This is a genomic window from Campylobacter concisus (assembly GCF_902460575.1).
Lineage (GTDB): Bacteria > Campylobacterota > Campylobacteria > Campylobacterales > Campylobacteraceae > Campylobacter_A > Campylobacter_A concisus_AW.
Genome location: NZ_CABPUY010000002.1, coordinates 241,783 through 264,000 on the forward strand (window position 1 = coordinate 241,783; position 22,218 = coordinate 264,000).

The following is a 22,218-nucleotide window of genomic DNA, read 5'->3' on the forward strand; positions in this document are numbered from 1 at the left end:
GCCAAGCTAAAATTTCATAGTTAAAAAATTTTTATAATAATATTTTGTTTAGCAGTAGGTAAAAAATTAAATTTTATTGAATTTGCTATCATCTTTTAAAGCAGCTTCTAAAAAGGCAATCACAAGAATAATAATTGAATAAAAATTTATCATTTGTCCTTATTTATTTTAAATATAACTTAAATTAAGTTTTATTAATATATAAAAACCTTTATTTTATACATTAATATATCTTTGCAAAAAATAAGTCAAAAACTAAAACTATCTTAATGTAAATGCTATAGGAAAGCGAAGATAGCGAGCTTCTTTTGGCTTTGGAAACTCGGAGCTTGCTTTTAAGATATTTTCTATCGCCCCTTTATCAAGCGACTCAAAACCTGAACTTTTAGTAACCTTTAGCTCGTCTATGCTGCCGTCTGTTTTAAGCAAAAATCTAACTTCAACAACGCCTTGATGTTTCATCCTTCTAGCGTTATTTGGGTAGCTTTTATGCTTTTTCACAGCTGCTATGACCTTGCTAAAGTCCTCATCGCTTTGCGCATTTGCTAAATTTAGCTCTTGCGCTACTTTTTGGGCTGGAGCTGAGGCGATAGACTTATTATTTGCTGGTAAATTTGAATTTACAACAGGTGCTGGTGTCGCGGCAGGTGCTGGCGCAGTGATAGCAGGTTTTGGCTCCACCTTTGGCTCGATTTTAGGCTCAGGGCGAGGCTCAGGCTTTGGCAGTGGCTTTTTCTCCACCTTTTTTGGCTCAGGTTTTGGCTTTTCTATCTTTTTTGGCTCTGGTTTTGGTAGTGGCTTTGGCTCGACCTTTGGCTCAGGCTTGGGTTCTGGTTTTGGTGGCTGGGGCGGTGGCGGAGGAGCTGGGAGTGTTGGCTCTGGTATCATCACTTGTTCGCTTATCTGCGGAGCCGTAGTTTGCGGCACCGGAGTAAAAGAATTTAGGGCTATTTTTATAGGTTTTTGCTCGCCTATCTTTATCTCACTAAAATTATGTGAAAGCAAGAAATAAGCCGCTGCCACGTGCACTATTGCTGATGCCACTAGGCCACTATAGTTTGAAATTTTACTCAGAGATTGTTTGGATTGCAAAGTTTTCGTGACCTTTTTCTTTTAAGATATCAACTACTTTGACAAAGCTGTCAAATTTAGCGTTTTTGTCGCTTTTTAGTTCGATTAAGGTTTTTATATCCACAGCATTTAGCTTATCTTTCAGCTCATTTTCTGAAATTTCTGCATCATCTATGAAAAATTTATTATCTTTATCGATAACGACACTCACTTTTTTCTCATCCTCTTTATCCTGCTGTGCGCTTTTAGCGCTTGGTAGATCGACCGCGATCTTGCCCTGGGCGATAAAGGTCGAGATGCTTAGCACGATGGCTAGCAAAACGAGCATGATATCGATAAATGGGACGATATTTAGCCCATCTTTTTTATTTAGACGCATTTTCGGCCTTGTATCTATTTATCATAACATCGACTTTTCTAACAAAGCCATTGTAGATCATGAGCGTAGGTATCGCCACAAGTAGGCCAAATGCGGTCGCTTTAAGCGCCAAAGATAGACCGATCATGATACTTTTTGTATCGATGCCGCCAGCCATACCCATGTCATAAAATGTGATCATGATGCCAGCAACCGTGCCAAGAAGTCCGATGTATGGGGCATTTGAGTAGATGATGTAAAGTGTGGTTAAATTTTTTGTTAGCGCCTCATCGAGCTTTTCGATGTTTTTGTAGCCATTTATATCAACACGTGAGTAAAAAATGATACGCTCGATCGTATACCAAAGCACAAAAAAGCTCATGACGCCCAAAATACCGATGATTATATAGTCAATGTTGTGTTTTAAAAGTTCCATAATGCCTCTTATTTTTAAAATTTGAGCGTGATTATAACTATATTGATAGTTAATGTCAAATACATTGTAAAAATGTAATCTAAAAATATTTTATAAGAAGAAAAATTTAAAGAGAACAGATCTGAAGATTAGCGCAAATCTGCGTTATTAATTATATTAATACGATAGATAAGCGCTAAATTTTATAACTTGATAATTGTTTTTAATATAAATATATGGCTAAATTTCTAGCTCTTTTACCACACGTGCATTCAGTGCCATTTGCATGTGTTGTAAAAATACATTTTGATAAAAATCCCCACTATGCCCTGGGGCGTCGTAGGTTTGCACTAAATTTGCAGGCACGATGATCTCCCTTTTTAAATTTTGCTCATTTGCGCTAAGTCTTAGGTGAGAGACAAGCTGATAGATGCACATATCGGTGCAGTCACCCATAATGACAAAGCTATCAAATTTACTTATAAATTTATTAAACTCCTGCGAATAAGCGATGCTAAGTGAGTTTTTATAAAAAGTCTTCATCTCGTTAAAAAAGTCTAAATTTCGTAGCTCATCAACTGCCTCTGCTTCATTTTGCCCTTTTAAAGCATGAGCTGGGAAGCTCGCAAACTCAGCTGAATTTGGCTCATGAGCATCCTGGATGAGGATGAAATTTTTAAGGTCAAATTTATCCCTTGCTAGCTTAAAAGTATCTGCTATGCCCTTTGAGAGCTCACCCACACGCTTGCTAGCTAGTGCGCCTTCACAACAAAAGCCATTTATCATATCAACGCTTATAAATACCACTTTTTCGCTGCCATTTTTAAAAATTTCACTAAATTTAAGCGCTTTTAGGCCATTTTGCCACGCATTTAGCTCATTTAAAATTTCTCTCATTACTTCTCCTTTATAGGTAAATTTATACAAAATGTCTTTGGCTCAAGGGTTATCTCTATGCTGCCCTTGTGCGCCTCGATGATCTGCAGGCAAAGGTGCAGTCCTAGGCCATTGCCTTTTAGTTTGCTCGTCTTAAACGGCTCAAAGACTATGTTTTCATTTTTTATAGAGACACCGCTGTCATAGACTATAAATTTATGTTCATTTGGCGTCTTTTCGTAGCTTAGTCTCACCACACCTTCGTCGTTTTCGTCTTCTTCGATGGCGTCTATGGCGTTAAATAAAATGTTTTGAAAGACCATCGCGATGAGGTCAAAGTCGCCACTATAAAGGGCGTCAGGGAAATTGAGCTCAAAAGTTATATCTTTTGAATACTCATAAAATTTAAGCGCCTCCTCGCACTCGCTTTTGATATCTAAAAAGTTAAATTCCTTTGGCGTGATACTAAGCCCTTTTGTAAAAAGAAGTGTGGCTTTGATGATGCGCTCAACTCGCCAGATCCCCTTTTGTATCTGCTCGACGATAGGCAAAATTTTTGGCTCAGCTCTTTTTAAAAGAGTGGAATTTAAAAGCGAGATAGAGCCTATGGGGTTTCTTATCTCGTGAGCTAGGTGCGCTGCTACTTGACCCATCGAGGCTAGACGCTCGGTGCGTTTTTCCTGCGTTATGTCGGTAGCTGAGATGATCTTTTTATCATCTTTGACCGCCTTTTTTACTAGATAAATTTGTGAGCCAAAGTTTAGCTCGCCCTCATCTTTTGGGACGAAATTTAGCGCTTTGCCAAGCTTTTGCGCCTCGGAGTTTTGCAAGAAAATTTCATCATTTTCATCAAGCACCCAAATGGCATTTGGCAAAATTTCCACGATATCTTTTATAAAACCTTGCAAGCTCATATAAGAAGCGGTCAAATTTTTATACTCACGCTCTATCAGATAGGTCTGCTCTATCAGGCTTTTTAGGCCATTTTGTATATCGATATCACTCACAGCAACTCCTCATAATCTTTTATCTCATAAAGCCTAAGCCGCTCATCTTTTAAGCCCAAAAGCTCGTTGCTAAAGCCACTTTTTGAAAAAAGTGCGATGATATCGGGCTTTATGCCAAGCCTTTCGCACTTGTGAAGGACTAAATTTAAGACATTTTTGCAAATTTTTCGCTCTTTGTACTTTGCTTCGCCAACGATTATCTTGCCATTTATGCTAAAAAGCATGTCAAGCTCAATGTTTTTGCTCCAAAATGAGCTTAGTAAAATGCCGTTAAATCCAAGCTTTTTAGCCATTAGCTCGCCGCTTAAAAGCTCAAATCCAAGGCTCGCGTACTCGTCAAATTCTCTTTTTATAAGCTCTAAAATTTCTTCACTCCTGCCCTCTTTTAAAAGGCTTAAATTTGGCTCGATAAATCTAAACCAAAACCTTGAAAAATGGCTGTTGAAGTGAATTTTATCCTCTATCTTGTAAGCTCGCTCGCTCTTTTTTAAAATTTGGCGTTTGTTTTTTACTCGTGGCTTTTCTTGGCTCTTTTCAAGCACTAAAAAATCCTTGCTAAAAAGCTTTGCATAGACCCTATTTGTCATGCTTTGGGGCAAAATTTTATTTACGCTAAATTTCTTCCTGTCGCTTCTAGCAAGCTTAATAAGAGCCATTTTGATGGCCTCGTCGCTGTCCTCGTCGAAGTAAAACCTAGCCATCAAATTTTTATAATCATCTAAAATTTCAGCCCTAATCGCCTCAAAAACATCGTAGTATGAGCCCTTTAATAAAAAGTCATCAAAAACAAGATGAAATTTTATAACTTCAGCAATATCAAGGTGCTTCATCCGTTCAAATGTCGATTTTATGGCTAAAATTTCGTATCCTTTGTGTGGCGGATTGTAGCATATTTTTAGAAAATTTTAATTATAATCACGCAAAAACTAAAAGGCTAAAGTTGGTAAATTTAGAGCACATTAGAAGAGATATTATTTTAAAAAAAGGGATACATTATTTCGACTACACCGCCTCAGGACTTGCGTATAAGCCTATCGAGGACGAGGTTGCTGATATCTTAAAAACCTACGCCAACACCCACTCGCTAACATCATCAAACGCCTATAAAACGCAGCTTTTGTATGATAACGCTAGAAGCGAGCTAAAGCGATTTTTAGGGCTTGATGATAGCTTTTATCTCATAGCCACAGGATATGGCGCCACTGGTGCGATCAAGAAATTTCAAGAGCTTTTGGGGCTTTACGTGCCTCCAGCTGCTAAAAGAAGGTTTGATCTAAAGCCAAACAACGACTCGCCGCTAGTCATCCTTGGCCCTTATGAGCACCACTCAAATGAGATCAGCTTTAAAGAGGCGCTTTGCGAGGTTGAGCGCATCAGACTTGCAAAAGACGGCAGCATCGACCTATCTCACTTGGAGCAAATTTTAAAGATAAACGCAGGGCGCGAGATCATCGCTAGCTTTAGCGCAGCCTCAAACGTCACAGGCGTCATAAGCGACTATAAGCAAATTTATACGCTTGTTAAGAAATTTGGCGGCATCGTGGCATTTGACGTGGCGAGCCTTAGTGCTTATGCAAATTTAGACTGCGACTACTTTGACGCGCTCTTTATCTCGCCGCACAAGCTTCTTGGCGGAGTTGGTAGCTGTGGGCTACTGGCAATCAAAAAAGTGCTAGCAAATGACGATGTGCCAAGCTTTGCAGGTGGTGGCACGGTAAGCTATGTGAGCAAAAACTACCATATATTTTTAAAGGATCATGAGGCACTTGAAGAGGCTGGCACACCGCCTATTTTGGGGCTTATAAGGGCAAATTTAGCATACAAGCTAAGAGAAGAGATAGGCCTTGCTACTATCTACGAAAACGAGAGCGAGCTTAGCGAATACTTTTGTCAAAGGTTAAGAGAAATTCCAGAGCTAGTTAGCTACTGCCCGGCAAATTTAAAGCGCCTTGCGATATTTTCATTTAATGTAAAAAACGTAGCTCCATACGAGCTTTCAAAAATTTTAAGCAAAGAGTATGGCATACAAACACGTGCTGGCTGCTCGTGCGCAGGCTCATACGGACACGATCTTTTGGGGCTAAAAGAGGATCCAAATTTCACCCACAAGCCAGGCTGGGTGAGGGCGAGCCTTCATTATACGCATACCTTTGAGGATATTGATTATTTGGTGAGTGCGATCAAGAAAAGTATCGAGAAATACGCACTTTCGTGGCAGGTCAAAGACCCTTTTGACGTAAAAGAGATAAGTGGGTGTGTGGGTGAATAAAAAAAATGTTTTAATAGTTGCTGGAAGCGACAGCGTCGGCGGTGCAGGAGTGCAGGCGGATATAAAAAGTTGCGAGGCATTTGGCTGCTTTAGCGCAAGCGTCATCACAGCCGTGACCGCGCAAAATACAAATGGCGTTAGCAGCGTGCTTGCGATGCCAGCAAAGATGGTGAAAACTCAGTTTGAGATGGTGCTAGCTGAGCTTGACATAGACGCTGTGAAGGTTGGCATGCTCTTTAACGAGGAGATAATAGCCGTTGTAAGCGCGTTTTTAAAAGAATTTAGAGCTAAAAATGTGCCAGTTGTGATAGACTCAGTTTGTGTGGCAAAGTCAGGGGCAAAACTGCTAGAAGATGGGGCGATCGAAGCGCTAAAAGAGCTTTTAAACCTCGCAACTATCGCCACGCCAAATGTAGATGAGGCTAGGATTTTGGGTATTAATTTTACAAATTTGCCTTGCGATATGGTGCTAAAGCGAACGAAGGTTGATGAAATTTGCGAAGATACGCTCTATCTAAAAAATGGTGACGTGATGAAATTTAGCGAGGAGCTTTTTGAGCCTAGAGTGATGCACGGGGCTGGTTGTAGCTTCTCAAGCTCGCTAGCGGCCATTTTAGCGCAGCAAAGCGATCTAATAAGCGCCATAAAAATGGCTAAAAAATTTGTGGCAAATGGGATAAAAAATGCTCATAAAAGTAAATTTGGCGCAAGACTTATAGACCATAAAGCGGGGCTTAATGGCTGAAATTTACGCTATTAGCGATGATATTTTAATGCCTGAAAATTTGGCTTTGGAATACGTAAGAGAAATTTTGGAGTGCGGGGTTAAATTTTTTCAGTTTAGGTCAAAAAAAGCGGTCAAAAACGAGAAGCTCGCAAGTGAAATTTTAAATTTATGTGAGAAATTTGGCACGAAATTTATCGTAAATGACGATGTCAAATTTGCTAAAAAGATAGGCGCAAAGGCTGTTCATCTGGGCAAAGACGATGAGGGCATAAAAGAGGCGTTTGAGATTTTAGGTAGGGACGCATATGTTGGCGTTAGCTGCTATAACGATATAAATTTAGCCATAAATGCCGCTAAAAACGGCGCTAGCTACGTTGCTTTTGGCTCTGTTTTTACAAGCCCCACAAAGCCAAATGCCCCAAAATGCGACCTTGAAGTGGCTAGAGAGGCAAAGCAAATTTTAAACCTACCTGTTTGCGTCATAGGTGGCATAAATGAGACAAATATCGGCTCGCTCTCTCACGTAAAACCTGATCTCATCGCCGTCATCTCAGCGATATACAAAGATGGCAACATCAAAGAAAATATCAAAAATTTACAGGAAATAATTGAGATAAATTTCTGAAACTAAGCTGGTTTTAGCAAAAAATTGTTTTGAATCATGATAAATAAATTTACAAATTCAGTAAATTTTTTTGCATATTTTAAAATTTCACTCGCAAGAATTGACTGCTAATTTTTTTCATTTATAAAATTCAAATTTTCTAAACTATTTTAATAAATTATATTTATGTAATTTATTTTAATAAAATCATAATAATTTAAACTTTAGTTTGGTACTATTTTATCAAATTTACAAAAAGGTAAAATGATGAAAAAGGCTCTATTTCTAGAATTTAGCGCACTTTTATTATTAGTGGGCTGTAAGGAAAGCAACATAGGCATTGTTAAAAACTACATTTTAAAAGGTAACAAATCAATAACAATAGGCTCAGCGATAGATAGCTTTAAAGGATGTACAAGCACTCAGTGGCAAGACATCAGTAGTGATGATAAAAAAGTGGTTAAAGTAAGTTGTGTTGTGGGGAAAAATGTGCTTGAAGATGAGTTTGAAAGAAAAAATAGCGGCTACATAAAAGCTCTAAATAATGCAAAAGCTGCTCAGCAAAAAAGAGTTGATAACAGCCTGGAGCTAGCACTTGATAGCGCAAATAGCATATTAAAAAGTGGTAAAAGTATAGATAAAGAGACTATTTTATCCATCGCAAACAAGCACTGTAAATTTGATCCGACAAAAGAAAGTGCTGGCTACCTAGCCTCTGTTAGCTGTGACCTTGAGTTTAAAAATAAGCTTGCTCAAATTTTAGATATCAAGCAAAAATGGGTCTTTGACAATGTAGTAGCCCAAAGCAAATACGCCGCCTACTACTCACAAAAAGAGCCGGAAGTGATCTATTTTGGTGAAAATGCTAGAAAGGTAAATGAGAGAGTTATTGAGCTCACTTTCACGATAAATAGCGATAAAAGTGTGAGCATCTCAAAGGTTACGAAGATAGATGATGGTGATACTAAAGATATAAACCGCGGTTTGGTTGCGATGTTTTATGCAAGATAAATTTTGCTACTAAAATAAATATCTTTAAGTTTAAAAGCATTACATTTTAAAAGCATGCTATAGCTCATTCGAATAGGAGCAAATTCGCTATTTTGAGAAGTTAAAATTATATTTTATAATCTACTAAAGCTCGTAACTCTTCTTTGATAGCTTCATAAGTAAAAATTTAATAAAATCCCAAAATATCAATAAAAAGAGTCTTTATGGATGAGTTTTTAAAACAGGCTTGGCGTGCGAATAAAATTTATACAAATGCTGCTGCTAGCGTGCCATTTTACCCAGATCTGCTAGCTCTTCTTTTAGTTTGCGACGAGAGAAATTTAGATCAGTTTATGGCGCTTGATGAGTTTAGAGCGGTGCTAAAAAGGCTTAAGGTTGAGCTAGATATATTTAGCATACAAAGTGCGCAGCTTGCGACTCTTAAAGCGCTAAATGAGGCTAAAATTTCAAGCGATGAGATAGTAAAATACCTAGAAAAATTACGCGATGAAAAGATCATAGATGATGAGAAATTTGCCTTTTTAGAAAAGATCATAAGCAAAAACAAGGGCGCTAATGAGGCTAAAATTTCTCATGCCAAGCCAAAAGATCACTTCCATAAAAACCTAGACTTTTTAAATGAGATAAACGAAAAAGCAAGCTTACTTGATAGCGATAAAACATTTTTAGAGGCGCTTGCGGCGGCCAAAAAAAGATCAAATGAAACGCTTTTTAACATAGCTGCAAGTGGCGTCATAAACTCTGGTAAATCAACCCTTCTAAACGCCCTTTTAAACAAATCTGTCCTTGGCGCTTCAAACGTGCCAGAAACGATAAATTTAACCATTTTAAAATACTCCAAAGATAGCTTTGCAAGGGTAAATTTTTACAGCATTGATGAGCTTTTAGCACTTGGCGTACCAAGCGAAAATTTACCAAGCAAAAGCGTAGATATCGGCATAGACGAGATAAAAAACTACACCTCTTCAAGCTCAAAAACAGCAAATCTCGTAAAAAGCGTCGAGCTTTATGACGATTTGGAGCTTTTAAAAGACAACGTCTGCATCATAGACACGCCAGGCATCGATGATGCGGTGGTTTTAAGAGAGCAGATCACTACAAATTTTATGAGGGAGTGCGACCTTTTAGCCCACCTCATGAACGCCTCGCAAAGCGCCACGCAAAAGGACGCTCTATTTTTAAAAAAATGCCTTGAAAACTCGCACATTGTAAGGCTTGCTGTGGTGCTAACTCACGCTGATGAGCTAAGCGCTAAAGAGCTAAACGAGACGCTAAACTATACAAAAAAAGCGATTGCTGAGCAGATAAATGGCGTTGAGATTGATTATTTTGCGCTTAGTGCAAAAAGCTTTTTAGAAGGTGCTGCAAATAGCGGTGTAGAGGAGTTTAAGGACTATCTTTACGAGGTGCTCTTTGGCAAAAATTCTAAAAAATCAGCCCTTATCTTAAGCTCGTATCAAAAGGAGCTAAAAAATATCCTAAATAGCAAGCTTGAAGCTACTAAGGCTGAAATTTTGTCGCTCAAAGCTTATGAAGTGGAGCTTAAAAAGCTTCAAAATGAGCAGGCAAACGTCAAAAACGCACTTAGTGAAAATTTCTCTAAACTTGAAAGTCTAACTCAAAACGTGCTTGCAAAGCTTGAAAGCAGCAACACCAAAAACATCTATAAAATGGGGCTTGAGACGCTTTTGCAAAACTTAAACGATAAGGTAAAAAGCGAGATAGCCTACTGCAAAAGTAAAAAGCAAAGCTTAAATTTAGAGCGCCTAGAGCAAATCGCAAAAACGACACTTCGTGACGGTGTGATGGCGCTTATGAGAGAGGCTAGAAACGAAACTTTGGTGCAAACAAGATTGTGCGAGCAAAACATCGCTTTAAATTTTGATGATTACGCTATGAGCAAAGATGAGGTTTTTAACATCAATGACTTTTTAGAACAAATGGGCGTAAAGCTTGAATTTAAAGAGCTTTTAGCTGCATTTAGAGCGAAAATTTCAAGTGACGCAAGTGAAGCACTTTTAGGCTTAAAAGAGGGCTTGCTAAAAGATAAAAATATCTCTCAATTTTGTGAAATTTTAACTGACCATGAAAAAAACCGCCTTTTAAACCTCATAAAAACCTATGAAAACGCTCAAAAAGCCACGCTTGATAAGAGGCTAAAAGAGCTAGATCGTGAGCTAGAAAAGCTTAGCTCGCAAAATCAAAACTCACTTTTAAAACTAAAAGAGCAAAACGCCTTGCAAGATGAAATTTGCTCGCTTTTAGGGGAGCTAGAAAATGTTTAATGAGTTTATAAATGCCTATAAGGCGAGATATTTTAAGGTTTTTACAAGCGACTTTAAGGGTGAGCTAGCAAGGCTGGTAAATGAGCTAAATGATCCAAGCCTGCACGCAAGCGATGAGATAAAAGAGAGCCTAAATTTACTAATCGACACTCTAAATGAGCCACCTCTCATCGCTGTTATAGGGCAGTTTTCAAGTGGCAAATCAACATTTTTAAACGCTCTGCTTGGACAAAACATCTTGCCATCAGGTCTAACGCCTGTCACGGCAAAGGCTGTGCGGTTAAAATTTGCAAAGATGCCACTTCTTAGCGTGAAATTTACAAATGGCAGCGAGAGCTTGCTAGCTAGCAGCGAGCTTGCAGAGCTAAACGCCATGAGCGAGCAGATAAAGAGCATGACACTTTATGCGCCAAGTGAAATTTTAAAAGAGGTAAATTTCATCGACACGCCAGGGCTAAACTCGCTACGAGATGCCGATACGAAAGAGACCAAAAACACGCTCAAAAAAGTCTGCGGCGCGATCTGGCTAAGCCTCGCAAACAACGCAGCAAAGGCTAGCGAGCTTGAAAGTGTAGAAGAAATTTTAAGGACAAACGATCTAAAGGCGCTTTGCTTCATCAACCAAAAGGATAAGCTAAGCGAGGATGAGCTTGAAAGCTTGCTAAAACACGCTAGGCAAACTTATGGCGAGCTTTTTGAAGATATCATCGCCATCTCATCAAAGCAAGCACTCAATGGCATCACAAATGAAAACAAGAGCGAGCTAGAAAGCTCAAATTTCGCTAAAGCACTAAGCGCGGTAAAGGAGACGTTTTTAAACGCGAGCTTTAAAGAAAATTTCATAAAAGCAAGGTCGAAAAAGATAGTAAATTTTTTAATCGCTGAGCAAGAAAATCGCCTTAAAGTTTATAGCGCAGCTGATGAAATTTTGGATAAATTTAATGCCACGCTTGAAGAAAAACTAGAAGCGATAAAAGAGGAGTTTAAGCCTAAAATCGCCTTGCGATACAGCGATATGAGCGAGGCTATCAAGCTTGCAAGTGATGAAGTTTTTAAGCTGCTTAAGCCATTTTCTAGGACAAAATTTAACCCAGCAAAGACGCTTTTAAACAAAGAAATTTATAAGCGCGAGAATTTTGAAATGATAAGCCTTGACACGGACGAGGTCTTTTCAAAGCTCATCTATGAAGACGCCATTTTTTCTAAATTTTTTAAACGCTATAAAAGGGATCTAAAAGAGCTTGAAAATGAGATCATATCGGCTTTTGATGAGCTTTATAAAAGCTTAGAAGATGAGCTTTTCGTTTATAAATCTCGCTATGAGAGCTTTAATCCACTCGATGAATTTGCCTCAAACTACGAGACAAAATCGATAAATACCTACGCTGGCAGGACCTATGAGAATTTCTTAAGAGAGTATGAAAATGCCAAATTTAAGGCGACACAAAAGATATCGCTCTTTTTTGAAAAGCTTGACGTAAAGGTTGCGTCAAACTACGAAAATGCGCTTAAACTTGCGGTTTATTTTCTAAAGCAAAAGATCGAAAACTCGCTAAATTCGCACCTGCAAATGGGCACTCCACTTTACATACCAAGCGCAAAAGATGTTTATGAACGCATGCTAAATGCCTTTAGCCTTTATGAATTTGACGATCTTATGTGCTCAAATAACTCTTTTTTAAATAAAACTTTGCTTGATATAAAGACCGAATTTAATGAAATTTACGCCCAAAAAATAGCGATGCTTGAACGCCTAAAAGCAAAGCCAAAAGAGCAAATATTAAAGCTAGAAAAACTGCAAGAGAGTTCGGTGATATTAAATTAACCGCGCTAAGTGACTGTCTATCAAATTTTAAAATTTCATGAGAGAGTAATTTCGGCTCTAAAATTTGAGCTAAGCGTTAAACGAAGTCAAATTTTAGTAGTCAATTCTTGCGAGTGAATGAAGTTTTAAAATTTACCAAAAAGCATAAATTTACTACTATCCATGCAGTAGTTTAAATTTGTTTAGTGCAGATTTTATCTGCCATATCCCTACTCTATCCTGCCTCTTGCCAAAACTGGCACTTTCTCGCATACCTCATCGCCGCTTACGAGATAGGCGTAGTCATACAAATTTACCACTGGGCAGATGTGGTTTGGATAGATGCGTACTAAATCGCCCACACGCACGCTGTTAGCAAATTTCTCGTTTAAGATGATCGCATGCTCGTCAAATAGGCTATCTATCCACACTTCATGCTCTGCGATGAGCCCCATGCCAGGCGTCGTGCAAAAGCCCTCACTGCGCCTCTCTTTAGTTAGCGCCTTTGCCCCAGCATCAAGGATCGTGCGGGTCGCAGTCGGCCTTGAGATCACGACGCTAAGCACGCTAGCAGCGTTCATATCAAAGCTGCCATAGGCATTTGCCTGCGACGCATCCATAAATATATATGTGCCAGGTCGCAGCTCCGTGACACCTTTTGGTATCTCAAAATCGTTTATCAGTGATGGCGTAGAGCCGATGCTAACGGTAAAATTTTCATATCCAAACTCTCGCGCGATCTCTGCAAATTTTAGCGTTCTCTCGGTCGCTACTTTAAAAATTTGCTCGCACTCACGCTTATCTTTTGCCTTGTATGAGTGGCCATCATGCGAGAAAACGCCGCAAAATTTCACGTTTTTACACTCCCCAAAAGCGCTCATCAAAGCTCTAAAATCGCCCTCTTTTATGACGCCTGAGCGGTTTTCGCCAACCTCTATCTCCACAAGTAGCTCAGCCACCTCTTTAGCCTCACCAAATACCTCATCAATGAGCCTTAAAACGCCCATGCTATCGACGCCAAAGCTCACTTTAATGCCAGCTTTTTGCAGGGCTATAATGCGAGCAAATTTCTGCCTTGTGACGATCTCATTTGCGATGAAAATGTCGCTTAACCCCTCTTTTGCCATCACTTCAGCCTCGCCCACCTTTGCCACCGTGACGCCCTTTGCGCCGTGAGCCACTTGCATTTTCGCAAAGTATGGCATCTTGTGCGTTTTGGTATGTGGTCTTAAGCTTACGTTAAATTTATCAGCGTATTTTTGCATTTTTTCTAAGTTTTTTAGCACTATATCTTTGTCTATGAGCAGTGCTGGGGTGTCTATTTCAGTGATTTTCATGAGCTATCCTTTCTTTTTTCTTAGATTTTAACTCTAATTATTTAAAAAAGGATAGCTTTTAGCACTTTAAATTTTCAAAGTGTTACTTTTAGGCCTTTCTTGCGCCGATCTTTGGTGCGTCAAACGCCCTGACACGTTTTGGCGTGCCCTTAAATTTCTCGACCTCGACAAGGCTTGTGTGGGCGGTGTTGCTCTGGCTCATCTTGCTTGATGGCACGTCTTTTGTGAGCACGTTTAAATTTCCGTGTAAGCAAAGGCTCTTCTCGCCTGGCACATCTGGGTCGTACCAAGCGCCCTCGCTTACTATCACGACGTTTTGTGGCACGTCCTCAGTGACAAATGCACCGCACAAAATTTCGCCCCTGTCGTTGTAAATTTTAACCACGTCGCCCATTTTTATCCCTCTAGCCTCGGCTGTTTTTGGATTTATGAGCACTGGCTCGCGCTCTGCGATCTCGTTAAAATGGCGAAGCACAGAGTTATTTAGCTGCGAGTGAAGTCTAAATTTAGAGTGCGCACCGCTGATCGCGATAGGGTATTTTTTATTTTTCGCACCCAGCCACTCAAATGGCTCAAGCCACGTCGCATGCGGTGGGCAGTCGTCATAGCCAAAGCCAGCGACCGTTTCAGAGTAAATTTCTATCTTGCCAGATGGCGTTTTTAGCGGATTTGCCACTGGGTCGTCACGGAATTTCTTATAGTTTGTAAAGTAGCGTTTTGACTCATCGACCCTGTCAAATCTAAAATAGCCCTTCTGCCAAAACTCATCAAAGCTTGGCATGCTCTCATACCCAAGCCCAGCAGCCTTTTTAACGGCATCTTCGTAAATTTCTTTAACCCACTCTAGCTCGGTTTTACCCTCGCTAAATGCCTCTTCTCTGCCCCACTCTTTTGCAATGAGCCTTGCGATCTCGAAGTCGCTTTTGCTCTCGCCAAATGGCGCGACGAGTGGCTTAATGGCAAAGAGATACTCGCTAGTTGAGTTTGCCAGCTCTATGTCAGTTCGCTCGCACTCAAGCGCAGCTGGCAGGACGATGTCGCTAAATTTCGCCGTGCTCGTCCAAAATGGCTCGCAAGTGATGATCGCACTAACTTTTTGCATGGCTTTTATCGCTCTATTAGTCTCTGGATGCCTTGTAAATGTCGAGCCGTTAGCGTTAAACATCACTCTGATCTTTGGTAGCTTGTAGCTCTTGCCATTTCTAGTTATCTCCTTACCAGGGCTTAAAAGCGCGTCTATTAGCCTTGAGTTTGGCAGCTCATAGCCCTTAGTCTTTGGCACAAGGCCGCTATCAATGAATTTTTGTGGCACCTTCGTCTCAAAAGCCGCTAGTTTAGGCGCTATGAAGCTCTCGTCAGCGTTTTTGTGCATGCCGTCATTTGTGACAAAGCCACAACCCTCTTTGCCGATGTGTCCAAGCATCGCATTTAGCGTCACTAGCGCCCAGTATGCCATCTCGCCGTGATCTTGCCTTTGTATCGCGTAGCCACTAACTATGACTGAGTCGTTTTTGGCTAGATCCTCGCTAAATTTCGCTAGCTCTTGCTCGCTCACGCCACAAATTTTACTTGCCCAAGCTAGGTTTTTATTGACCCCGTCTTTTGTGCCAAGCATATACTCTTTAAATTTATCAAAGCCAACGGTGTATTTTTCTATAAATTCTTTGCTGTAAAGCCCCTTTTCAAAAAGGTAGTTGCACATACCTATCATCATCGCCGTATCGGTGCAAGGCACGACTTCAAGGTATTTTGCGCCAAAATATCTTGCGCTTTCGTTGTGATAAACATCGACGCTATAAATTTTCATCTCGCCGCTCTCGCCCCTTTTTCTGATCTCATCGTAGTATTTATATGAGTTGTGAAGCGGCACGCCAATGGCGATCTTGTTTGAAACGACTGGGTTTGTACCCCAAAATACAATCGTTTTGGCATTTTTTAAGATAGCCTCCCACTTTGTTGGCGCTAGTGTTGGATCGATCGAGCCAGTGATGTGCGGCATGATGACAGTCGCTGCGCCGTATGAGTAGCCACCAAGCTCATTTACATATCCGCCAAGCACGTTAAGTAGCCTCTTTGCGGTCTTTTGGCTGTGGCCAACTTTACCAAGGCTACCCCACTGATAAACCTGTCCGTAGATCGCTTCAGCGCCGTATTTATCAAAATTTTCTTTTAAAATTTTCGCACTTAGTTTTATCGCTTCGTCCCAGCTCACGCGCACAAACTCCTCTTTGCCACGAAGCTCTGGCTTTGGATTGTTTGGGTCAGCCAAAAAGCTCTTTCTAACAAATGGATATTTTACACGGCTTTCGTTTTGGATATGATCAAGAAGTGCGTTGTTTAGCTCATTTGGGCACGCATCGCCCTCAAATGGCTCAGTCTCTACAACGCGTCCTGCGATAGTTTTTACATAAAATGGGCCAAATTTGTTTGCACTTAGCCCGCTTTGCTTGTCAAAGAGCGCCTGAGCTGCTCCGTCAAGCTCCTTTGCTTGAAGGCTTGCTGCGCTTAAGGCACCAAGCTTTAAAAAGTCTCGTCTTTTCATTTTTTCTCCGATTTTGGTTAAATTTATTGTTTTTGGTTGGTTTTATGAGTTATAAATTTAGTATTTTGTATCATCTTGTCATGAAAAGGCCTTGTAATGTAATACGCAAACTTGCGTCTAAATTGCGTTATTTTAGCCAAAAAATATTAAAGGATAGACAAATGGTAGGATTTTATGTAAATGTAAAATTAAAAGCTGGATGTGAGGCGAAATTTGAAGAAATTTTAAAAGAGATCGTGCCAGCTTCAAGAAAAGATAAAGGCTGCATAAGCTACGAGTGTGGCGTAGTTGCAGGCTCTAAAAGCGAATACTGCTTTATGGAGAGCTGGGAAAATTTAGAGAGCCAAAAAGAGCACATGAAGAGCTCTCACATGGTGAAAAATGCGGCTGCGCTGGAGGCTTGCAAAGAGAGCCAAGAGGTGAAAATAATAAATTTTGTAAGCGTAAAGGAATAATATTTGCTTAAAAAGGAGCAAAATTTAAAAAAATGAGCGAAGAAAAGATGCTTGAGATGATAAACGCGACTGCCGATATTATGTTTATGGCTATACTTAGAGGACGTGTGAGCCTTGAAGCCTGCAAAAAGGATAAGGAATTCATCGACGCTTTAAGAGAAGAGCTGCTTAGCAAAAACCCAAACAAGCTCAAAGTCGCGCAAGACTCGCACCAGATGATCGCCATTTTCGAAAAATACCGCAATAAAAAATAATCCAACTTAAAATTTAAATTTATTTGCCGATATAGTGTTAAAGGATTTGACATGATAAACGCACTAAATGGATTTAATCAAAGCTTTAACTATCAAGACACTTTTAATAAGCAGCCAACGACTATCGCAAATTTAGGCAAGGTAAAAATTTCTCCCAATGCCCTAGACTTCAAGCATCTATCACTCTCTGGCTACTCGTCAAATGATAAAATTTCTATCTGGGGCAAGATGAACGGGCTTGATAGCTCTATGGATAAAGATGAAGTTGCTAGCCTTAAAAATTTCGTTGATAGCACGAAGCTTTGGCGAGTAAGCTCCATTCTAACCAGCGAGAAAAACGGCTTTAGCGTAGATGAGTTTAACAAAACTTACAATATATATGCTATTGCCACCGACAACCTGAAACTTCTAATCAATCACGCCAACGGCATACTTTATCTAAACCGTGAGGCTACAAATTTACTAGACTCTGATCTAAGTATCGATAAATTTAAAGACAAATGGCTGGAATTTACCGCCGAAAGGATACTTGGCGAGCATGCAAATGTGAAAATTTCTTTTAAAGACGGGGCTTTACACTACGAGCAAACATCGGCTAAAAAGCGCATAGAAATCCTAGGTCAAGCGATGGCGCATCGTGTAAGCTACGCTGATAAAAATAGCAAAGATGAGTTTTTGAAATTTCTAAAAACAAGCTATGAAAAGGGCGAAAATATCGCCGATGTGCTGCAAAATATCGCTCTTACGCCAGTTAGAGAAGATGGCGGTGAAGAGATAGAAGAAGAGAAATTTAAGCCTATGCAAGTTACCAAAAAGAGCGTGACCTACACGGATAAGGATATAAAACGCGAATTTTTTGAAGAATTTATCAGGCGCGAGGTCGAAAATGGCGCAAGCTTTGATGATCTAGTGCAAAAGCTAAACAAGCTAAAGCCAAAGGATATACTGGCTTAGCTTTAGGGTTTAAATTTTGGGGCTGGCTTGGCGAGCTAAATTTATTTAGGCTTAAATTTAAAAAGCTAGCTTGACTTCTCAAATTTCTGCCTAGGCTTAGATTTCTGGGGACTGATTTAGCTCTCCAAATTTCTACTTATGTTTAAAATATAAAAAGCTAGCTTAGCTCCAAAATTTCTAATCAGGTTTAAAATTTAAGAACCAGCCGGCCCAGCCCCAAAAAATTTTTACTTCGGATTATTTATGCTTATCACCATATTTTTCTCATCAAGATATAGCCTAGCAGCCTCTTTGATGTCGTCATTTGTGAGCGCTTTGACCGCATCTATATACTCATCAGCCGTGTAAAGTGGCGTGTTAAAAATTTTATTTGAGATGATGAGATTTTGCCAAAACTCAGGCTTTTCGTAATCTTTCTTTGTAGAAATTTCACTCTGCGCCTTAAAATCCTCCAAATGTTTTGGCAAGAGCGCGCCATCACGCTTGATGCTAGCTATTATCTCTTTTATCTCGGCGATGATCTTGTCCGTGTTTGCAGGGTCGCAAGTAAAGCCGATCACCGCCTTTGAGTGCTCATACGGATAGCGAGCGAGCTTAGCGTTTAGGCTAAAGCCGTATGTTTGGCCTTTGTCCTCTCTGATCTTTTCTCGAAGCGCCGTTTTTAAAACCGAGCTTAGCGCTCTTAGCTTGACCACCTCTTTGAAGCTGTATTTTGTATCTAAATTTATTATATCCACGCTCACATCGCTTCTTTTTGTGCTTTGATACTCTCTTTTAAAGGTGTGCTCTCCCTTGATGCTTCGCACGCCATCATCTTTAAAATTTTCAGCCTCGCCAAGCTTTGGCAAGGTGGCGATATACTTTTTAACAAGTGGCAAAAGCCTCTCCTCGTCGGTGTCGCCGATGATTACGAAGGTGTATGAGGCTGCGTTTGTAAATTTATCTTTGATGATCTCTTTTAGCTCATTTAGCTTTAGCGCGTCGATCTGAGCCATCTCAATGGGCGCTACACGCTTGTTGTTTTCGTAAAAAAACTTGCTAAATTCGGTGCTAAATTTATATTCAGGTAAATTTTGCTCTTTAGCTAGCTCATCTTTTGCTCTTTGCTTTATCCTCTCAAGCACGTTTGCATCGACTCTTGGGGAGTTAAACTCTAAATTTATAACAGCTAGCAGCGAGCTAAGATCGCCACTGCTTGAAGAGCCGTAAATGCCCTGTGTAAGCGCCTCTATGCTTTTTTCGTAGCTTACTATCTTGTCGTTTAGCACCTTTGAAAGCTCGTAGTTGTTAAATTTACCAACGCCACTTTCATTTGTAAGCGCAACCGCAAAGCCGCCAAGCTTAGGATCAGCAAGATCTGAAGTGCCACCCTTGCTAATGGCTGCAAACAAGATGCTATCTTTTTTGGTGGCTAGTGGCTTAAAGATGACTTGCGAGCCATTTGGCAGCTTATAAGTGTAGATGCCATGCTTTTGATCAAATTCGCTAGAAAGGATATCTTTTGGCTCTAAATTTTCATTGCCAAGGCTCTTGTTTAGGCTCTGGCTAACTAAATTTGTATCGTAAGGTTTTGCCTCATCTTTTAGTTTTAAAAAGGCATCTTTGCTAAGTTTAAAGCCATCTTTACTAAAGACCCTCACGCGCTCATCAGGTATGGCTAAAATTTGCTTAAATCTAGCATTTACATCTTCAAGCGTGATCTCGTTTAAGAGCTTTAGGCTAAGGTTTTTGCTATCTTCATCGCTTAGCACAAAGCCTCCATTTTCTATCATATTTAAAATTTCACTTGCATAAACGCTTGATTTTTTAGTTTTTGAGCGTTTAAATTTAGCCTCTACATTTGCCACAAACGCCTTTTTAACATCGGCAAAATCGCCTTTATTAAAGCCAAATTTCTCAATGCCCTTTAAAACGCTTAACATATCTTTAAGGCTAGCGTTAAAATCATCTCCGATCACATTTGCCTCAAAGCTATAAATTTTTTGCTTTGCTTGAAGCGTTTGCGCCATAAAATCAACACTTAAATTTGATGAATTATTTGCATTTTTTTGCTCATAAAGCATATTTATAAGGCTAGCTATTAGCGCATCTTTTAAATTTCGCTTCACATCAGCCTCGTCTGAGACTGGCTTAAATTTATCAAAAAAGCTAAGTCTTACAAACTGAGCTGCCGTCTCGTTTGCGTCGTAGTTAAAGACATTTAGCCCATCTTTAAAAGCGATGCTTTTGCTTGGATGAACGTATGAGTTGCTGTTTTTTGCTGCGCTAAAGCTTTTTTCTATCAGAGCTTTTATCTCGTTTTTATCAAAGTCGCCAACAGCTACAAAGCTCATAAATCTTGGCTGATATAGCCTCTCATAAAACTCTTGCATGTGCTTAGCATCTACGCTTTTTATCACGTTCATATCGCCTATAGGCACTCTTTTTTGATAGATGCTGCCAGCAAAGATGTCCTTGCTCTGGGCAAGATAGAGCCTATATGCTGGCGTGTTTCGCTGGCGTTCCTCCTCCATTATGACGCCCCGCTCCTTATCAAGCTCGCCTGCGTCGATCTTTACGCCATCGATCCAGTTTGAAAAGACCTTGAAAACGTCCTTTAAATTTTTCTCATTTACATTTATGCTTAGCGTGTAGCTCGTCTGATCGTAGCTTGTTTGCGCGTTTAGATCAGCGCCAAATTTAACCCCAAGGCTCTCAAGCTGTTTAATAAGCTCATTTTTGCTAAAGTCGCGGCTGCCATTAAACGCCATGTGCTCCAAAAAGTGCGCAAGCCCCTGCTCGCCCTCTCTCTCATCAGTCGAGCCTGAGTTTACGACTAGGTAAAAGATGGCTGTATTTTGCGGGAGTTTATTCTCTTTTATATAGTATTTAAGCCCATTTTCAAGCTCTCCACTTAGCATATCCTTGTCATTTTGCAAGGCAAAGAGGCTAAGTGCTAGGCACAAAAGTAGCAGAATTTTTCTCATAATCCGTCCTTTAAATTTCTATGTAAAAGCGGATTTTAGTATAAATTTTAAAATGCAAGATAAAGCTAGCCTGCTAAATTTGCAGGCTAGTTGGGAAGTGTTATTTTAGTTCGTATTTTTTAAGCAGTGCGTCGTAGCTGCCGTCTTTTTTCATCTCATCTAAAATTTGATTTATCTTAGCGATAAGCTCGCTCTGCTTATTTTTATCAAAAGCTATTGAAAAGCCTTCGCTACCATCAACCTCTTTGAAAAATGCCTCTACTTCAGGGTTTTTCTTGATAAAGCCATAGCCGATCGAGCTATCAAGGATAACCGCGTCAAATTTGCCAACTTTTAGCCCCATGATGAGTGGCACAGTATCTTCTGAAGGCACTACTTTTGCGCCACTTATCGCATTTGCAGCTAGCTCTTGGATGGTGCCTTGTTGCACGCCTACTTTTTTGCCAGCTAGCTCTTCTTTAGCTTTTAGAGTGTCGTTGCTTTTTTTCTTTAGGTAAATGTTTTCAGTTAGATAGTATGGCTTTGTAAAATCAATCGACTTTAGTCTATCAGGAGTCGCACTCATCGCACTTATGATGCCATTTATCTTGCCAGCTTTAAGCGCTGGGATGAGGCCATCAAAGCTCATATTTATGATCTTATATGAAAAGCCAGCACGCTTTGAAATTTCATCTATCAAATCGATGTCAAAGCCTGTTATTTTGTTGTTTTCATCGATGTATTCAAATGGCGGGTAGTTTGCCGCTGTACCAAATTTTAGCTCGTTTGCACAAAGAGCAACAAAAGCCGTGAGTAAAAGAGCAAAGATCTTTTTCATGTCTATCCTTTAAGGTGATTTGAAGCCCTAATTATCGGCATTTATCTATTAAAATTTGTTTAAATTTAGCGCAATGACAGAAATTTACACAAGCTTGTAAAGTGTATAGACAAGTACTCTAGAAAGATTTTGATCAAATTTTAAAATTTATGAGCGAGCGTATCTAAAAATTTATTAGAGCTTTTGAAACGCATGCGGCACGATAGTGCTATCGCATGCACCTTGAACGTGCGAGGGGATTGGGGGATTTAAAAAGGGGGATAAGGGGACGGCCTCGTAACTCGAGTCCCCTTGTCCCCCTTTGGATAAAAAAGCTAGAATTTCTTCTTCCTAACCTCTTCAACTATAGCTTTAGCCATCTCATCTACTTCTGATGTGACTTCGTTTGCTTGGTTTGCAATCACCACATTTTCTTTTGTTAGGTGATCTATTTGGGCAACTGATTGATTGATCATGTTTATGCCTT

Annotated in this window: 19 protein-coding genes and 1 pseudogene; 9 read left to right on the forward strand and 11 right to left on the reverse strand. The window is 39.8% G+C overall.

Features of this window, described 5'->3' with window-relative positions; genetic code table 11:
• Positions 1 to 261: 261 nt before the first annotated feature.
• The 6 genes from F3G76_RS05175 to F3G76_RS05200 all read right to left on the reverse strand — a co-directional run bounded on the left by F3G76_RS05175 (position 262) and on the right by F3G76_RS05200 (position 4,557).
• The gene (locus F3G76_RS05175; RefSeq protein WP_411160712.1) at positions 262 to 1,044 is read right to left on the reverse strand and encodes an energy transducer TonB; all 783 of its coding nucleotides are present in this window, start codon (positions 1,042 to 1,044) and stop codon (positions 262 to 264) included.
• A 22-nt stretch (positions 1,045 to 1,066) separates the two neighbouring features.
• Positions 1,067 to 1,450, reverse strand: coding sequence for a TonB system transport protein ExbD (exbD, locus tag F3G76_RS05180; RefSeq protein ID WP_021092148.1), 384 nt, complete (start codon positions 1,448 to 1,450; stop codon positions 1,067 to 1,069).
• A complete protein-coding gene (exbB, locus tag F3G76_RS05185) occupies positions 1,437 to 1,865 on the reverse strand; it encodes a TonB-system energizer ExbB (RefSeq protein WP_035142272.1) in 429 nt (142 codons plus the stop codon). The genes exbD and exbB overlap by 14 nt, the downstream gene beginning before the upstream one ends.
• 219 nt (positions 1,866 to 2,084) lie before the next feature.
• On the reverse strand, positions 2,085 to 2,741 hold the full coding sequence (locus tag F3G76_RS05190; RefSeq protein WP_149706103.1) for a cysteine hydrolase family protein: 657 nt from the start codon (positions 2,739 to 2,741) through the stop codon (positions 2,085 to 2,087).
• On the reverse strand, positions 2,741 to 3,727 hold the full coding sequence (locus F3G76_RS05195) for a sensor histidine kinase (protein ID WP_149706104.1): 987 nt from the start codon (positions 3,725 to 3,727) through the stop codon (positions 2,741 to 2,743). Before F3G76_RS05195 ends, F3G76_RS05190 begins: the two co-directional genes overlap by 1 nt.
• Positions 3,724 to 4,557, reverse strand: a complete 834-nt coding sequence (locus tag F3G76_RS05200) for a DUF234 domain-containing protein (RefSeq protein ID WP_149706105.1) — start codon at positions 4,555 to 4,557, stop codon at positions 3,724 to 3,726. Before F3G76_RS05200 ends, F3G76_RS05195 begins: the two co-directional genes overlap by 4 nt.
• Positions 4,558 to 4,667: 110 nt before the next feature.
• Here F3G76_RS05200 and F3G76_RS05205 point away from each other — a divergent pair, with 110 nt between their 5' ends.
• The 6 genes from F3G76_RS05205 (at position 4,668) to F3G76_RS05230 (ending at position 12,448) form a co-directional block, all read left to right on the forward strand.
• Entirely contained in the window at positions 4,668 to 5,996 is a 1,329-nt protein-coding gene (locus F3G76_RS05205; protein ID WP_149706106.1) for an aminotransferase class V-fold PLP-dependent enzyme, read from the forward strand.
• Complete coding sequence (locus F3G76_RS05210; RefSeq protein WP_411160713.1) at positions 5,989 to 6,741, forward strand: hydroxymethylpyrimidine/phosphomethylpyrimidine kinase; 753 nt, start codon at positions 5,989 to 5,991, stop codon at positions 6,739 to 6,741. Before F3G76_RS05205 ends, F3G76_RS05210 begins: the two co-directional genes overlap by 8 nt.
• Positions 6,734 to 7,348: a thiamine phosphate synthase gene (gene thiE, locus F3G76_RS05215; protein ID WP_149706107.1), complete on the forward strand. Its 615-nt coding sequence runs from the start codon at positions 6,734 to 6,736 to the stop codon at positions 7,346 to 7,348. Before F3G76_RS05210 ends, thiE begins: the two co-directional genes overlap by 8 nt.
• 246 nt (positions 7,349 to 7,594) lie before the next feature.
• Entirely contained in the window at positions 7,595 to 8,338 is a 744-nt protein-coding gene (locus tag F3G76_RS05220; RefSeq protein WP_149706108.1) for a hypothetical protein, read from the forward strand.
• 203 nt (positions 8,339 to 8,541) lie between these two features.
• Positions 8,542 to 10,623 carry a dynamin family protein gene (locus F3G76_RS05225; protein ID WP_149706109.1) on the forward strand — a complete coding sequence of 694 codons (2,082 nt, stop codon included), beginning with the start codon at positions 8,542 to 8,544 and terminating at the stop codon, positions 10,621 to 10,623.
• Positions 10,616 to 12,448: a dynamin family protein gene (locus F3G76_RS05230; RefSeq protein ID WP_149706110.1), complete on the forward strand. Its 1,833-nt coding sequence runs from the start codon at positions 10,616 to 10,618 to the stop codon at positions 12,446 to 12,448. The genes F3G76_RS05225 and F3G76_RS05230 overlap by 8 nt, the downstream gene beginning before the upstream one ends.
• 209 nt (positions 12,449 to 12,657) lie before the next feature.
• Here the strand turns inward: F3G76_RS05230 and F3G76_RS05235 are convergent, their stop codons facing one another.
• Together F3G76_RS05235 and F3G76_RS05240 are read right to left on the reverse strand one after the other, a co-directional pair.
• Positions 12,658 to 13,764 (reverse strand): D-TA family PLP-dependent enzyme, encoded by a 1,107-nt coding sequence (locus F3G76_RS05235; RefSeq protein ID WP_149706111.1) that lies wholly within the window; start codon positions 13,762 to 13,764, stop codon positions 12,658 to 12,660.
• Positions 13,765 to 13,852: 88 nt separating this feature from the next.
• The gene (locus F3G76_RS05240; protein WP_149706112.1) at positions 13,853 to 16,306 is read right to left on the reverse strand and encodes a molybdopterin-dependent oxidoreductase; all 2,454 of its coding nucleotides are present in this window, start codon (positions 16,304 to 16,306) and stop codon (positions 13,853 to 13,855) included.
• Between the two features lie 161 nt (positions 16,307 to 16,467).
• Here F3G76_RS05240 and F3G76_RS05245 point away from each other — a divergent pair, with 161 nt between their 5' ends.
• From F3G76_RS05245 to F3G76_RS05255, 3 genes are read left to right on the forward strand one after another with little or no spacing between them, the layout of a single operon-like run.
• Positions 16,468 to 16,761, forward strand: a complete 294-nt coding sequence (locus F3G76_RS05245; protein WP_103615955.1) for a putative quinol monooxygenase — start codon at positions 16,468 to 16,470, stop codon at positions 16,759 to 16,761.
• A 32-nt stretch (positions 16,762 to 16,793) separates the two neighbouring features.
• A complete protein-coding gene (locus F3G76_RS05250) occupies positions 16,794 to 17,015 on the forward strand; it encodes a hypothetical protein (RefSeq protein WP_002941152.1) in 222 nt (73 codons plus the stop codon).
• 51 nt (positions 17,016 to 17,066) lie between these two features.
• Positions 17,067 to 17,969 (forward strand): Cj0814-related protein, encoded by a 903-nt coding sequence (locus F3G76_RS05255; RefSeq protein WP_103635974.1) that lies wholly within the window; start codon positions 17,067 to 17,069, stop codon positions 17,967 to 17,969.
• 227 nt (positions 17,970 to 18,196) lie between these two features.
• Here F3G76_RS05255 and F3G76_RS05260 read toward each other — a convergent pair whose 3' ends face one another.
• The 3 genes and pseudogenes from F3G76_RS05260 to F3G76_RS11105 form a co-directional block, all read right to left on the reverse strand.
• Entirely contained in the window at positions 18,197 to 20,935 is a 2,739-nt protein-coding gene (locus F3G76_RS05260; RefSeq protein ID WP_149706113.1) for a M16 family metallopeptidase, read from the reverse strand.
• 100 nt (positions 20,936 to 21,035) lie between these two features.
• On the reverse strand, positions 21,036 to 21,752 hold the full coding sequence (locus F3G76_RS05265) for a basic amino acid ABC transporter substrate-binding protein (protein ID WP_149706114.1): 717 nt from the start codon (positions 21,750 to 21,752) through the stop codon (positions 21,036 to 21,038).
• Positions 21,753 to 22,066: 314 nt separating this feature from the next.
• A pseudogene (locus F3G76_RS11105) lies at positions 22,067 to 22,218 on the reverse strand (methyl-accepting chemotaxis protein); the annotation flags it as partial.